This window comes from Pseudomonas sp. SZ57 (assembly GCF_009495975.1).
Lineage (GTDB): Bacteria > Pseudomonadota > Gammaproteobacteria > Pseudomonadales > Pseudomonadaceae > Aquipseudomonas > Aquipseudomonas syringae.
Genome location: NZ_WIBD01000005.1, coordinates 119,675 through 134,435, shown reverse-complemented (window position 1 = coordinate 134,435; position 14,761 = coordinate 119,675). Strand labels below are relative to the sequence as shown.

The following is a 14,761-nucleotide window of genomic DNA, read 5'->3' as shown; positions in this document are numbered from 1 at the left end:
TCATGGATATTAAACGCACGATCCTGATCGTCGCCCTGGCAATCGTGACCTACGTCGGGGTTCTGAAATGGAACCAAGACTATGGCCAGGCTGCCATGCCGACCCAGAATGTTGCAGCCAGCACCACCGCACCGGGTATTCCGGATACGGCCGCTGGTACTAATGGTTCTGCAAGTGCCGATGTTCCAAGCGCAAACGCTACGGCCAATACGGCTGCAGCACCTCTTGAAACTCCGGCCGTAGCCAGCAAAGACCTTATCCACGTCAAGACCGATGTGCTCGATCTGGCGATCGATCCGGTGGGTGGCGACGTCGTTCAGCTTCGTTTGCCTCTGTACCCGCGTCGTCAGGATCGTCCTGACGTTCCGTTCCAGTTGTTCGACAACGGCGGCGAGCGTACTTTTCTGGCACAAAGCGGCCTGACCGGGACCAATGGTCCTGATGCACGCGCTGCCGGTCGTCCGGTTTACACCTCCACACAAAAGACTTATCAACTGGCTGATGGCCAGGACACGATGGTCGTGGATCTGAAATTCTCGGAAAACGGCGTCAATTACATCAAGCGCTTCACCTTCAAGCGGGGTCTGTACGATCTGGTCATGACTTACGTTGTGGATAACCAGAGCGCACAACCCTGGTCCGGTAATCTGTTCGCGCAATTGAAGCGCGATGCCAGCTCCGATCCTTCTTCGACGACTGCTACCGGCACCGCTACCTATCTGGGCGCTGCCCTGTGGACTGCGGCCGAGCCGTACAAGAAAGTGTCGATGAAAGATATCGACAAGGGCCAGGTCAAGGAAACTGTCCAGGGCGGTTGGGTTGCATGGTTGCAGCACTACTTCGTGACTGCGTGGATTCCGGATCACAACGCAACCAACGCCGTTCAGACCCGCAAAGACAGCCAGGGCAACTACATCATCGGCTTCACCAGTCCGACTCTGTCGGTTGCACCTGGTGCACAAGGTGAAACCAGTGCCACCCTGTACGCAGGTCCGAAAAGCCAGGCGGTACTCAAAGAGTTATCCCCAGGCCTGGAGCTGACCGTCGATTATGGTTTCCTGTGGTTCATTGCCCAGCCTATCTTCTGGCTGCTGCAACATATCCACGCCATTCTCGGTAACTGGGGCTGGTCGATCATTGTTCTGACCATGCTGATCAAAGGCCTGTTCTTCCCGCTTTCCGCAGCCAGCTACAAGTCGATGGCACGCATGCGCGCCGTGGCTCCGAAGCTTGCATTGCTGAAAGAGCAGCATGGCGATGATCGTCAGAAGATGTCCCAGGCAATGATGGAGCTGTACAAGAAAGAGAAGATCAACCCGTTGGGTGGATGCTTGCCGATTCTTGTGCAAATGCCGGTTTTCCTTTCGCTGTACTGGGTACTCCTGGAAAGCGTGGAAATGCGTCAGGCACCATGGATCCTGTGGATAACCGACCTGTCGATCAAGGACCCGTTCTTTATCCTGCCGATCATCATGGGCGCGACCATGTTCATTCAGCAGCGTCTGAACCCGACTCCGCCGGATCCGATGCAGGCCAAGGTCATGAAAATGATGCCGATCATTTTCACGTTCTTCTTCCTGTGGTTCCCTGCCGGTCTGGTTCTGTACTGGGTTGTGAACAACACCCTGTCGATCGCTCAGCAGGCTTACATCACTCGCAAGATCGAAGCGGCTACCAAGAAAGCAGCTGCCTGATCTAACCTGTGAATAAGTTCTACAAGACGCCCCCTAGTGGGGCGTTTTGCTATCCGTCATTTGCCCGGGAGCCGGAGCATGAACGTTCCTCGTGAAACCATTGCCGCCATCGCCACAGCCCAAGGGCGTGGCGGTGTCGGTATCGTCCGGGTGTCAGGTCCTCTGGCGGGCAAGGCCGCCGAAGCCATTATCGGCCGGACCCTCAAGCCCCGATTTGCCCACTACGGCCCCTTTGTCGACGATGCAGGGCAGGTACTCGACGAAGGCATCGCGCTGTATTTTCCGGGACCTAACTCATTCACCGGCGAAGACGTGCTGGAACTTCAGGGTCACGGTGGTCCCATCGTTCTGGACATGCTGCTGCAACGCTGCCTGCAACTGGGCAGCCGACTGGCTCGTCCGGGCGAGTTCAGTGAGCGCGCCTTTCTCAATGACAAACTCGATCTTGCCCAGGCAGAAGCGATTGCCGACCTGATCGAGGCGAGTTCTGCACAGGCAGCGCGCAATGCACTGCGCTCGCTGCAGGGCGCTTTCTCGCGGCGTGTGGATAACTTGACCGAGAAATTGATCAGTCTGCGTATCTACGTAGAGGCTGCAATCGACTTCCCCGAAGAGGAAATCGACTTCCTTGCCGATGGCCACGTTCTGAACATGCTCGATGACGTGCGTGCCGAGTTATCCACAGTGCTGCGTGAAGCCGGGCAGGGTGCCTTGTTACGCGACGGCATGACCGTGGTGATTGCCGGACGTCCCAATGCGGGCAAATCCAGTCTGCTGAACGCTCTGGCGGGCAGGGAGGCGGCAATTGTCACCGAGATCGCCGGCACAACCCGCGATGTACTGCGTGAACATATCCACATAGATGGAATGCCGTTGCACGTCGTCGACACTGCAGGGCTGCGGGATACTCAAGACCAGGTGGAAATGATCGGCGTGCAGCGCGCACTCAAGGCCATCGGCGAAGCTGACCGGATTCTGCTGGTGGTGGATGCGACCGCGCCGGAGGCAGCAGACCCGTTCGCACTGTGGCCCGAATTCCTCGAGCAGCGCCCGGACCCGTCGAAAGTCACGCTGATACGCAACAAGGCAGATCTGAGTGGAGACCCCGTCGATCTGCAGACCAGCGTTGATGGCCACGTCACCATCAGCCTGAGCGCCAGGTCTGGTGGCGAAGGGCTTGAACTGCTGCGCGAGCATCTCAAGGCCTGCATGGGCTATGAACAAACCTCGGAAAGCAGCTTCAGCGCGCGTCGACGCCATCTTGAGGCGCTGCGCCATGCCAGTGACTCGCTGGAACACGGCAGGGCTCAACTCACCCTGGCGGGCGCTGGAGAGCTACTGGCCGAAGACCTGCGTCAGGCACAGCAAGCGCTTGGCGAGATTACCGGCGCATTCAGTTCCGACGACCTGCTTGGCAGAATCTTCTCCAGCTTCTGCATCGGTAAGTAAACCTCCTGGCATGGCCCGCCCTGGGTCATGCCTTCAAGCACCACAAGATGCCTCTTTCAGCGGCAGCGTTATCCACATACTCCGCCATTTCCTCCTTCAACTGTGCCTCGACACCTGAATCTGACGAGCAGACATGCCCGAGAGAGGGATTTTCTGTGCCTGATTTTTGCTGAATAGCCGTTTTTTTGTGGATTAAGCCCTGTGAATAACTGCCCTTCAGCTCGGTGGGTAAGCAGGGTGCAAACCTGAAGATAAATGCCCCTGTGGACAAGTGGCTATCTTATCAACAGGCTCAGGACGGTTATCCAACCCCCTCATCCCCACATGAACACAGGCTTTTGAATCTCTGTACACATTGAAAATAAAGGCCTGTAGAGATCTATCCACAGAAAGGTGGCTCAGTAAGAATAAACATAAAAACAAGGCTTTATAAACTTTCTTTCCTTTTTATTTTCTTTATTCGCGAGTTTTCCACAGCTGGTTAAATTTTGTCCAACGGGTTTCATTCAGGTGGGGTAAGTCCCTATACTTGTCAGCTATCCCAATTTCTCATCGACAACAGGCACGAGGTGCGTGGTGGATTTCCCTTCCCGTTTTGAAGTGATCGTCATCGGTGGCGGTCATGCCGGTACCGAGGCCGCACTGGCGTCGGCACGTATGGGTGTCAAAACCCTGTTGCTGACCCACAACGTGGAAACACTCGGCCAGATGAGTTGCAACCCGGCCATCGGTGGTATCGGTAAAAGCCATCTGGTCAAGGAAATCGACGCCTTGGGCGGTGCCATGGCCATGGCTACTGACAAGGGCGGTATCCAGTTCCGCGTGCTGAACAGCCGCAAGGGGCCGGCAGTACGAGCCACCCGTGCACAGGCTGATCGCGTGCTGTACAAGGCAGCCATCCGCGAAACCCTGGAAAACCAGCCGAATCTGTGGATATTTCAGCAAGCCTGCGATGACCTGATCGTCGAACAGGATCAAGTGCGCGGCGTCGTGACCCAGATGGGTATGCGCATATTTGCCGATTCCGTGGTGTTGACCACAGGTACGTTCCTTGGCGGACTTATCCACATCGGTATGCAAAATTACTCGGGCGGTCGGGCAGGTGATCCTCCCTCGATCGCACTGGCGCAACGACTGCGTGAACTGCCGCTGCGCGTCGGCCGCCTGAAAACCGGGACCCCGCCACGCATTGACGGGCGTTCTGTGGATTTCTCGGTGATGACCGAGCAGCCAGGTGACACACCGATCCCGGTCATGTCGTTCCTGGGCAACAAGGAACAGCATCCGCCGCAGGTCAGCTGCTGGATTACGCACACCAACGCGCGGACTCACGAAATCATTGCGTCCAACCTCGATCGCTCGCCGATGTATTCGGGTGTTATCGAAGGTATTGGTCCGCGTTACTGCCCGTCGATCGAAGACAAGATCCACCGGTTTGCCGACAAGGAAAGCCATCAGGTCTTCATCGAGCCGGAAGGGTTGACCACGCACGAGCTGTACCCGAACGGTATTTCCACGTCGTTGCCATTCGACGTGCAATTGCGGATCGTCCAGTCGATTCGCGGCATGGAGAACGCACACATCGTTCGCCCTGGTTACGCCATCGAATACGACTATTTCGACCCGCGTGATCTGAAATACAGCCTGGAAACCAAGGTCATCGGCGGTCTGTTCTTCGCTGGCCAGATCAACGGCACGACCGGTTACGAAGAGGCCGGCGCCCAGGGTTTGCTGGCTGGGACCAATGCCGCGCTGCGCGCACAGGGCCGAGACAGCTGGTGCCCGCGTCGCGATGAAGCGTACATCGGCGTTCTGGTCGACGACCTGATCACCCTTGGTACGCAAGAGCCTTACCGGATGTTCACCTCCAGGGCCGAATACCGTTTGATCCTGCGCGAAGACAACGCTGACCTGCGACTTACCGAAAAGGGCCGCGAACTGGGCCTGGTCGACGACGCCCGCTGGGCTGCGTTCTGCACCAAGCGTGAAAGCATCGAGCTGGAAGAACAGCGTTTGAAAAGTACCTGGGTGCGTCCCGGTACCGAGCAGGGCGATGCGATTGCTGCACACTTCGGCACGCCGCTGACCCACGAATACAATTTGCTCAACCTGCTGACTCGTCCGGAAATCGACTACGCCAGCCTGATTTCAATAACTGGCCAGGGCTGCATCGATCCCCAGGTAGCCGAGCAGGTCGAGATCAAGACAAAATATGCCGGTTACATTGACCGCCAACAGGACGAAATTGCCCGTCTGCGCGCCAGTGAAGACACTGGTCTGCCGGAAGACATCGACTACGCCGCGATCTCCGGCCTGTCGAAAGAAATCCAGAGCAAGCTGGGGATAACTCGTCCGCAAACACTCGGACAGGCCTCGCGCATCCCCGGCGTTACGCCTGCAGCGATATCGCTGTTGATGATCCATTTGAAAAAACGCGGCGCGGGCCGTCAGTTGGAGCAAAGCGCTTGAGTTCTATGGTCACCCCGCAACACGCCCAAGAGTTATCCACCGGTGCCCGGGAATTGGGGATTGACCTCAGCCCGGCCCAGCACGAGCAATTGCTGGCGTATCTGGCGTTGTTGATCAAGTGGAACAAGGCCTACAACCTGACTGCGGTACGCAACCCGGACGAAATGGTATCGAGGCATCTGCTCGACAGTCTCAGTGTGGTGCCCTTCATCGAAGTTACACGCTGGATCGACGTCGGCAGCGGCGGTGGGATGCCCGGCATTCCCATGGCCATCCTGTTTCCGGAGCGTAAAGTGGCGCTGCTGGACAGCAATGGCAAGAAAACCCGGTTTCAGACCCAGGTCAAACTTGAGCTGAAACTGGATAATCTTGAAGTTATCCACAGCCGTGCAGAAAGTTATCAGCCCGAAGTGCCTTTCGACGGGATCATCTCCCGTGCGTTCAGCAGCCTGGAAGACTTCACCGGCTGGACGCGTCACATGGGCGACGTCAATACACGCTGGCTGGCAATGAAAGGGCTGCATCCTGACGATGAGCTGGTAGCATTGCCCTCGGATTTTCACCTCGATAGCGCACACGCCTTGACCGTTCCGGGTTGCCAAGGCCAACGCCATCTGCTGATACTGCGCCGCACGGCATGACTGGGAACACAAGCAAGAATGGCTAAGGTATTCGCGATAGCGAACCAGAAAGGTGGGGTCGGCAAGACCACCACATGCATCAACCTCGCCGCGTCACTGGTCGCGACCAAGCGCCGTGTGCTGTTGATCGATCTCGATCCCCAGGGCAATGCGACCATGGGCAGCGGTGTGGATAAACACAACCTGGAAAACTCCGTCTACGACCTGTTGATCGGCGAATGCGATCTGGGCGAGGCCATGCAGTTTTCCGAGCACGGTGGTTATCAACTGCTTCCGGCCAACCGTGATCTGACGGCGGGCGAAGTGGTTCTGCTGGAAATGCAGATGAAAGAGAGTCGTCTGCGCAATGCGCTGGCGCCTATCCGCGAGAATTACGATTACATTCTCATCGATTGCCCACCTTCGCTGTCGATGCTGACCCTGAACGCACTGGTCGCGGCAGACGGCGTAATTATCCCCATGCAGTGCGAGTACTTTGCACTCGAAGGTCTCAGTGACCTTGTGGATAACATCAAGCGTATTGCTGAACTGCTCAACCCGCAGCTGAAAATCGAAGGCCTGCTGCGCACCATGTATGATCCGCGGCTGAGCCTGATCAACGACGTTTCGGCGCAGCTCAAGGAACACTTCGGCGAGCAGCTGTACGACACCGTGATACCGAGGAACATCCGCCTGGCCGAGGCACCGAGTTTCGGCATGCCCGTGCTGGCGTATGACAAGTCGTCTCGTGGTGCGCTGGCCTATCTGGCCCTGGCAAGTGAACTGGTTCGTCGTCAACGTCGCGGCGCAAAAACCGCTCAGCCAACCTAAGGAATTCCCATGGCCGTCAAGAAACGAGGTCTCGGACGTGGGTTGGACGCACTTCTGAGCAGTCCAACCGTCAGTTCGCTTGAAGAACAGGCCGTCAAGGCCCCGCCAAGTGAGTTGCAGCATGTGCCGCTGGATCTGATCCAGCGCGGCAAGTACCAGCCGCGTCGTGACATGGACCCGCAGGCACTTGAAGAACTTGCGCAGTCGATCAAGTCGCAGGGCGTGATGCAGCCGATCGTGGTGCGTCCTATCGGTGACAACCGCTTCGAGATCATTGCGGGCGAGCGTCGCTGGCGTGCCAGCCAGCAGGCGGGAGTCGAGACGATCCCGGCGATGGTCCGCGATGTACCGGACGAAACCGCGATTGCGATGGCGCTGATCGAGAACATCCAGCGTGAGGATCTCAATCCGATCGAAGAGGCCATGGCGCTGCAGCGCTTGCAGCAGGAGTTTCAACTGACCCAGCAGCAGGTGGCTGATGCCGTCGGCAAGTCGCGAGTCAGTGTCGCCAACCTGTTACGGCTGATTGCCCTGCCGGAGGCCATCAAGACCATGCTGTCTCATGGCGATCTGGAAATGGGCCATGCGCGTGCCTTGCTCGGATTGGGCGAAGATCGGCAGGTCGAAGGTGCGCGACATGTTGTCGCACGCGGGCTTACCGTGCGCCAGACCGAAGCACTGGTCAGGCAGTGGCTGAGTGGCAAGGCAGAGGCCGCCGAGCCGGTGAAGACCGACCCGGACATCAGCCGCCTCGAACAGCGCCTGGCCGAGCGTCTGGGCTCTGCAGTGCAGATTCGTCACGGTCAGAAGGGCAAAGGGCAATTGGTCATCCGTTACAACTCGCTGGACGAGCTTCAGGGAGTGCTCGCTCACATCCGCTGAAACAATTGCTCTGTAGCGTATAGTCGGAAATCACTACCCGACTGTTGAATAGGGGCTTAACCGCCCCTATACTCTGCGCGCATTTTGTCGGCACAAATTATGCCAAGTTATTGATTATGGCGACCGACATCAAAGGAGCAGTTGCGATGGAATCCCGCATGCCAGACCGCTTGCCGTTCTATCGCCTGGCGGTTTTCCCGCTTTTGCTGGCTCAATTGATCGTGCTGCTCATGGCCGCATTGGTGCTGTGGCAGTGGCAAGGAGTCGTTGCAGGATATTCGGGACTCTGCGGAGGCCTGATAGCCTGGCTACCCAATTTATACTTTGCTCACAAGGCATTCCGGTTTTCCGGGGCCAGAGCAGCGCAAGCCATCGTTCGGTCGTTCTACGCCGGCGAGGCAGGCAAACTGATTTTCACGGCAGTGCTTTTTGCATTGACGTTCGCAGGTGTGAAGCCTTTGGCGCCGCTGGCTGTATTCGGCGTGTTCATGTTGATCCAGGTGGTCAACTGGTTCGCTCCCCTGCTTACGAGAACAAGACTTTCGAGACCTTAGGGCGTTTGAGGCAACCATGGCAGAGCAAACAGCTTCGGGCTATATCCAGCACCACTTGCAGAACCTTACATTCGGGCACCTGCCCAATGGCGAATGGGGCTTTGCCCACACCGCAGCGGAAGCCAAGGAAATGGGTTTCTGGGCCTTCCACGTCGATACCCTCGGCTGGTCGGTTGCGTTGGGTCTGATTTTCGTTCTGATCTTCCGCATGGCGGCCAAGAAGGCAACTTCCGGTCAGCCTGGCGCACTGCAGAACTTCGTCGAAGTTCTGGTCGAGTTCGTCGACGGCAGCGTGAAAGACAGCTTCCACGGCCGCAGCGCGGTCATCGCGCCACTGGCGTTGACCATTTTCGTCTGGGTCTTCCTGATGAACGCGGTCGACCTGGTACCGGTGGACTGGATTCCACAGCTGGCGATGATGATCTCGGGTGACTCGCACATTCCGTTCCGTGCCGTGTCGACCACTGACCCGAACGCCACGCTGGGCATGGCCCTGTCCGTGTTCGCACTGATCATTTTCTACAGCATCAAGGTCAAGGGCATCGGCGGTTTCATCGGCGAGCTGACCCTTCACCCGTTTGGCAGCAAGAACCTGTTCGTTCAGGCGCTGTTGATCCCGGTCAACTTCCTGCTGGAATTCGTGACGCTCATCGCCAAGCCGATTTCCCTGGCTCTGCGTCTGTTCGGCAACATGTATGCTGGCGAGCTGGTCTTCATTCTGATCGCCGTGATGTTCGGCAGCGGTCTGTTGTGGCTCAGCGGTCTGGGTGTAGTGCTGCAGTGGGCGTGGGCTGTGTTCCACATCCTGATCATCACCCTGCAAGCGTTCATCTTCATGATGCTGACCATCGTCTACCTGTCGATGGCTCACGAAGATAACCATTGAGATTCGTCTCAGGACGCGTCTGATGACCGTCTCGCCACTGGCGAGGCGGTGCCCGCAAGGGCTGATGTAGAAACGATTTTGTTTTACCGCTTCAATTAAAAAAACCTAACCAATACGACGTAAAAGTCGGGAGGAAAGATGGAAACTGTAGTTGGTCTAACCGCTATCGCTGTTGCACTGTTGATCGGCCTGGGCGCACTGGGTACTGCAATCGGTTTCGGCCTGTTGGGCGGCAAGTTCCTGGAAGGCGCAGCGCGTCAGCCGGAAATGGTTCCAATGCTGCAAGTTAAAATGTTCATCGTTGCGGGCTTGCTCGACGCCGTGACCATGATCGGTGTTGGTATCGCTCTGTTCTTCACTTTTGCGAACCCCTTCGTTGGTCAACTCGCTGGCTGATCACTCGAATTTTCGAGTTGATTGGTGTGATGGACAACGAACGAGCGAGGTGTTGGCGTGAACATTAATGCAACCCTGATTGGCCAGTCCGTTGCGTTCTTCATTTTTGTGATTTTCTGCATGAAGTTCGTGTGGCCTCCGGTCATCGCGGCTTTGCACGAACGTCAGAAGAAGATCGCGGATGGACTGGACGCTGCTTCCCGAGCAGCTCGCGACCTGGAGCTGGCCCAAGAAAAAGCGGGTCAACAACTGCGCGAAGCTAAAGCTCAAGCAGCCGAGATCATTGAGCAAGCCAAGAAACGCGGTACTCAGATTGTCGACGAAGCCCGTGAAACGGCACGCGTTGAAGCTGACCGTGTGAAGGCTCAGGCTCATGCCGAGATCGAGCAGGAACTGAACGGTGTCAAAGACGCCTTGCGCGCCCAGTTGGGTAGCCTGGCAGTCAATGGCGCAGAGAAGATCCTGGGTGCCACAATCGATCAAAACGCGCACGCGGAGCTGGTTAACAAACTGGCTGCTGAAATTTAAGCGAGGGCGATCATGGCAGAACTGACCACGTTGGCCCGACCTTACGCGAAGGCGGCCTTCGAGCATGCGCAGGCCCACCAGCAGCTGGCCAATTGGTCAGCCATGCTCGGCCTGGCTGCTGCGGTGTCACAAGATGACACCATGCAGCGCATGCTCAAGGCCCCGCGACTGACGAGCGCACAAAAGGCCACCACTTTTATTGAAGTGTGTGGCGAAAAGTTCGATGCCAAGGCACAGAATTTCATTCACGTCGTTGCTGAAAACGACCGCCTCCCGCTCTTGCCGGAGATCGCCGAACTGTTCGACCTGTACAAGGCCGAGCAGGAAAAATCGGTCGATGTGGATGTCACCAGTGCTTTCGCATTGAACCAAGAACAGCAAGACAAACTCGCCAAGGTTCTCAGTGCACGGCTCGGCCGGGAAGTGCGCCTGCATGCTGCGGAGGATGCCTCTCTTATAGGGGGTGTCGTCATCCGCGCCGGCGACCTGGTTATCGATGGCTCAGTTCGTGGCAAGATCGCGAAACTAGCCGAAGCATTGAAATCTTGAGTTTGAAGGGGCAGCAGAGCAATGCAGCAACTCAATCCTTCCGAAATAAGTGAAATCATCAAGGGTCGCATCGACAAGCTCGATGTAACCTCCCAAGCCCGTAACGAAGGCACAGTCGTCAGCGTGTCTGACGGTATCGTGCGGATTCATGGTCTGGCCGACGTAATGTACGGCGAAATGATCGAGTTTCCGGGCGGCGTCTACGGTATGGCGCTGAACCTTGAGCAAGACTCCGTGGGTGCCGTTGTACTGGGCGCTTACACGACTCTGGCTGAAGGCATGAGCGCCAAGTGCACTGGCCGCATCCTCGAGGTTCCGGTGGGTAAGGAACTGCTGGGTCGCGTTGTCGATGCACTGGGTAACCCAGTTGACGGCAAAGGTCCGCTGAACAACACCGAGACCGATGCGGTCGAGAAAGTTGCTCCAGGCGTGATCTGGCGTAAGTCGGTAGACCAGCCTGTACAGACTGGCTACAAGGCTGTCGATGCCATGATTCCTGTCGGCCGTGGCCAGCGTGAGCTGATCATCGGTGACCGTCAGATCGGTAAAACCGCTCTGGCCATCGACGCAATCATCAACCAGAAGAACAGCGGCATCTTCTGCGTCTACGTAGCGATCGGTCAGAAGCAATCGACCATCGCCAACGTTGTTCGCAAGCTCGAAGAAAACGGCGCACTGGCTAACACCATCGTCGTGGCTGCAAGTGCTTCCGAATCCGCTGCGCTGCAGTTCCTTGCACCGTACTCGGGTTGCACCATGGGCGAGTTCTTCCGCGACCGCGGTGAAGACGCGCTGATCGTTTATGACGATCTGTCCAAGCAAGCAGTGGCTTACCGCCAGATTTCCCTGCTGCTGCGCCGTCCACCAGGCCGTGAAGCTTACCCAGGCGACGTGTTCTATCTCCACTCCCGTCTGCTGGAGCGCGCATCGCGTGTTTCCGAAGAGTACGTAGAGAAGTTCACCAACGGCGCAGTGACCGGCAAAACCGGTTCCCTGACCGCACTGCCGATCATTGAAACCCAGGCTGGCGACGTTTCCGCGTTCGTTCCGACCAACGTGATTTCCATCACCGACGGTCAGATCTTCCTGGAATCGGCCATGTTCAACTCCGGCATCCGTCCGGCTGTGAACGCCGGTGTTTCGGTATCCCGTGTGGGTGGTGCCGCTCAGACCAAGATCATCAAGAAGCTTTCCGGTGGTATCCGTACCGCTCTGGCTCAGTACCGTGAACTGGCGGCATTCGCCCAGTTCGCTTCTGACCTGGACGAGGCGACCCGCAAGCAACTTGAGCATGGTCAGCGCGTTACCGAGCTGATGAAGCAGAAGCAATACGCACCAATGTCGATCGCTGACATGGCGCTGTCGCTGTATGCCGCTGAGCGTGGGTTCCTGACTGACGTCGAAATCACCAAGATCGGCAGCTTTGAACAAGCGCTGATTGCTTACTTCAACCGCGATCACGCCGATTTGATGGCGAAGATCAACGTGAAGGGTGACTTCAATGACGAAATCGATTCTGGCATGAAAGCCGGCATCGAGAAGTTCAAGGCCACCCAAACCTGGTAAGCCGCAGCGGGGGCCGCAAGGCTCCCGCTTGCTAACCTGATAGGTGTTACATGGCAGGCGCAAAAGAGATTCGCAGCAAGATTGCGAGCATCAAAAGCACGCAAAAGATCACCAGCGCCATGGAAAAAGTGGCGGTCAGCAAAATGCGCAAGGCTCAAATGCGCATGGCTGCTAGCCGTCCTTACGCGGAGCGCATTCGTCAGGTGATTGGTCATCTGGCAAACGCCAACCCGGAGTACCGCCACCCGTTCATGATCGAGCGCCCTGTGAAGCGCGTCGGTTATGTCGTAGTGAGCAGTGACCGTGGTCTGTGTGGTGGCTTGAATACCAACCTGTTCAAGACTCTGGTCAAGGACATGGCGGTGAACCGTGAAAACGGTGTAGAGATCGATCTGTGCGTGGTCGGCAGCAAAGGTGCGGCATTTTTCCGCAACTTCGGCGGTAACGTCGTCGCTGCGATCAGCCACCTGGGCGAAGAGCCGTCGATCAACGACTTGATCGGCAGCGTCAAGGTGATGCTGGATGCCTACCTGGATGGCCGTATTGATCGCCTGTCCGTGGTATCCAACAAGTTCATCAACACCATGACCCAGCAACCAACAGTGGAGCAATTGATTCCGCTGGTGGCAACCCCGGATCAAGGGCTCAAGCACCACTGGGACTATCTCTACGAACCCGATGCCAAAGAGCTGCTAGACGGCCTTATGGTTCGCTACGTGGAATCGCAGGTGTACCAGGCGGTGGTCGAGAACAACGCAGCTGAACAAGCAGCGCGGATGATCGCGATGAAGAACGCCACAGACAACGCCGGTGATTTGATCAGCGATTTGCAGCTGATCTACAACAAGGCGCGTCAGGCAGCGATCACCCAAGAGATCTCGGAAATCGTCGGCGGCGCTGCCGCGGTTTAACGGTTCAAATATTAGAGGAACCAGCTAATGAGTAGCGGACGTATCGTTCAAATCATCGGCGCCGTGATCGACGTGGAATTCCCACGCGATAGCGTACCGAGTATCTACAACGCGCTGGAAGTTCAGAGCGCGGCAGGAACCACTCTGGAAGTTCAGCAGCAGCTGGGCGACGGCGTGGTTCGTACCATTGCGATGGGCTCCACCGAGGGCTTGAAGCGTGGTCTGGAAGTAACAGACTCTGGCGCAGCCATTTCCGTACCGGTCGGTAAAGCGACGCTGGGCCGGATCATGGACGTGCTGGGCAACCCGATCGACGAAGCTGGCCCGATCGCCACCGAAGAGCGCTGGGGCATTCACCGTCCTGCACCGTCCTTCGCTGAGCAGGCAGGCGGCAACGACCTTCTGGAAACCGGCATCAAGGTTATCGACCTGGTCTGCCCGTTCGCCAAAGGCGGTAAAGTCGGTCTGTTCGGTGGTGCCGGTGTCGGCAAGACCGTAAACATGATGGAACTGATCCGTAACATCGCCATCGAGCACAGCGGTTATTCCGTGTTCGCCGGTGTGGGTGAGCGTACTCGTGAGGGTAACGACTTCTACCACGAGATGAAGGACTCCAACGTTCTGGACAAAGTGGCACTGGTTTACGGTCAGATGAACGAGCCGCCGGGTAACCGTCTGCGCGTAGCACTGACCGGCCTGACCATGGCCGAGAAGTTCCGTGACGAAGGTAACGACGTTCTGCTGTTCGTCGACAACATCTATCGTTACACCCTGGCCGGTACTGAAGTATCCGCACTGCTGGGCCGTATGCCTTCCGCAGTAGGTTACCAGCCGACCCTGGCTGAAGAGATGGGCACTCTGCAAGAGCGCATCACTTCCACCAAGAATGGTTCGATCACCTCGATCCAGGCCGTATACGTACCAGCGGATGACTTGACTGACCCATCGCCAGCGACCACGTTTGCCCACTTGGACGCCACCGTCGTACTGTCCCGTGACATCGCCTCCCTGGGTATCTACCCGGCGGTAGATCCACTGGACTCGACTTCGCGCCAGCTGGACCCGAACGTCATTGGCCAGGAACACTACGACACCGCTCGCGGCGTTCAGTACGTGTTGCAGCGCTACAAAGAGCTGAAAGACATCATCGCGATCCTGGGTATGGACGAGCTGTCGGAGACCGACAAGCAGTTGGTTAACCGTGCTCGTAAGATCCAGCGCTTCCTGTCCCAGCCTTTCTTCGTGGCAGAAGTCTTCACCGGTGCTTCGGGTAAATACGTTTCCCTGAAAGACACCATTGCTGGCTTCAAAGGCATCCTCAACGGTGACTACGACCACCTGCCAGAACAAGCGTTCTACATGGTCGGCGGCATCGAAGAAGCGATCGAGAAAGCCAAGAAACTGTAATCCCGGCGCCCGGCAACGG

Annotated in this window: 14 protein-coding genes; all 14 read left to right on the top strand. The window is 57.1% G+C overall.

The genetic code is table 11. The features are described 5' to 3' along the window. The first annotated feature begins 2 nt into the window (after positions 1 to 2). A complete protein-coding gene (gene yidC / locus GE543_RS08795; protein WP_003315945.1) occupies positions 3 to 1,694 on the top strand; it encodes a membrane protein insertase YidC in 1,692 nt (563 codons plus the stop codon). A gap of 78 nt (positions 1,695 to 1,772) precedes the next feature. Next, a complete protein-coding gene (mnmE, locus tag GE543_RS08790) occupies positions 1,773 to 3,143 on the top strand; it encodes a tRNA uridine-5-carboxymethylaminomethyl(34) synthesis GTPase MnmE (RefSeq protein WP_017279505.1) in 1,371 nt (456 codons plus the stop codon). A 576-nt stretch (positions 3,144 to 3,719) separates the two neighbouring features. Continuing rightward, positions 3,720 to 5,612 (top strand): tRNA uridine-5-carboxymethylaminomethyl(34) synthesis enzyme MnmG, encoded by a 1,893-nt coding sequence (gene mnmG, locus GE543_RS08785; protein WP_371927122.1) that lies wholly within the window; start codon positions 3,720 to 3,722, stop codon positions 5,610 to 5,612. Beyond that, positions 5,609 to 6,253 carry a 16S rRNA (guanine(527)-N(7))-methyltransferase RsmG gene (gene rsmG, locus GE543_RS08780; RefSeq protein ID WP_178118569.1) on the top strand — a complete coding sequence of 215 codons (645 nt, stop codon included), beginning with the start codon at positions 5,609 to 5,611 and terminating at the stop codon, positions 6,251 to 6,253. The genes mnmG and rsmG overlap by 4 nt, the downstream gene beginning before the upstream one ends. Positions 6,254 to 6,271: 18 nt before the next feature. After that, positions 6,272 to 7,063: a ParA family protein gene (locus GE543_RS08775; RefSeq protein ID WP_002555991.1), complete on the top strand. Its 792-nt coding sequence runs from the start codon at positions 6,272 to 6,274 to the stop codon at positions 7,061 to 7,063. 9 nt (positions 7,064 to 7,072) lie between these two features. After that, positions 7,073 to 7,945 carry a ParB/RepB/Spo0J family partition protein gene (locus GE543_RS08770; RefSeq protein WP_003315951.1) on the top strand — a complete coding sequence of 291 codons (873 nt, stop codon included), beginning with the start codon at positions 7,073 to 7,075 and terminating at the stop codon, positions 7,943 to 7,945. Positions 7,946 to 8,091: 146 nt separating this feature from the next. After that, positions 8,092 to 8,499, top strand: coding sequence for a F0F1 ATP synthase subunit I (locus GE543_RS08765; protein ID WP_002555989.1), 408 nt, complete (start codon positions 8,092 to 8,094; stop codon positions 8,497 to 8,499). 16 nt (positions 8,500 to 8,515) lie between these two features. Continuing rightward, positions 8,516 to 9,385: a F0F1 ATP synthase subunit A gene (atpB, locus tag GE543_RS08760; protein ID WP_003315954.1), complete on the top strand. Its 870-nt coding sequence runs from the start codon at positions 8,516 to 8,518 to the stop codon at positions 9,383 to 9,385. A gap of 138 nt (positions 9,386 to 9,523) precedes the next feature. After that, complete coding sequence (gene atpE / locus GE543_RS08755) at positions 9,524 to 9,781, top strand: F0F1 ATP synthase subunit C (RefSeq protein WP_002555987.1); 258 nt, start codon at positions 9,524 to 9,526, stop codon at positions 9,779 to 9,781. A 57-nt stretch (positions 9,782 to 9,838) separates the two neighbouring features. After that, on the top strand, positions 9,839 to 10,309 hold the full coding sequence (locus GE543_RS08750; protein WP_003315955.1) for a F0F1 ATP synthase subunit B: 471 nt from the start codon (positions 9,839 to 9,841) through the stop codon (positions 10,307 to 10,309). 12 nt (positions 10,310 to 10,321) lie between these two features. After that, positions 10,322 to 10,858, top strand: coding sequence for a F0F1 ATP synthase subunit delta (locus tag GE543_RS08745; protein ID WP_003315956.1), 537 nt, complete (start codon positions 10,322 to 10,324; stop codon positions 10,856 to 10,858). A gap of 21 nt (positions 10,859 to 10,879) precedes the next feature. Beyond that, on the top strand, positions 10,880 to 12,424 hold the full coding sequence (gene atpA, locus GE543_RS08740; protein WP_003315957.1) for a F0F1 ATP synthase subunit alpha: 1,545 nt from the start codon (positions 10,880 to 10,882) through the stop codon (positions 12,422 to 12,424). A gap of 50 nt (positions 12,425 to 12,474) precedes the next feature. After that, positions 12,475 to 13,335, top strand: coding sequence for a F0F1 ATP synthase subunit gamma (gene atpG / locus GE543_RS08735; protein WP_003367855.1), 861 nt, complete (start codon positions 12,475 to 12,477; stop codon positions 13,333 to 13,335). A 27-nt stretch (positions 13,336 to 13,362) separates the two neighbouring features. Further along, the gene (gene atpD, locus GE543_RS08730; RefSeq protein ID WP_002555982.1) at positions 13,363 to 14,742 is read left to right on the top strand and encodes a F0F1 ATP synthase subunit beta; all 1,380 of its coding nucleotides are present in this window, start codon (positions 13,363 to 13,365) and stop codon (positions 14,740 to 14,742) included. Positions 14,743 to 14,761 lie beyond the last annotated feature (19 nt).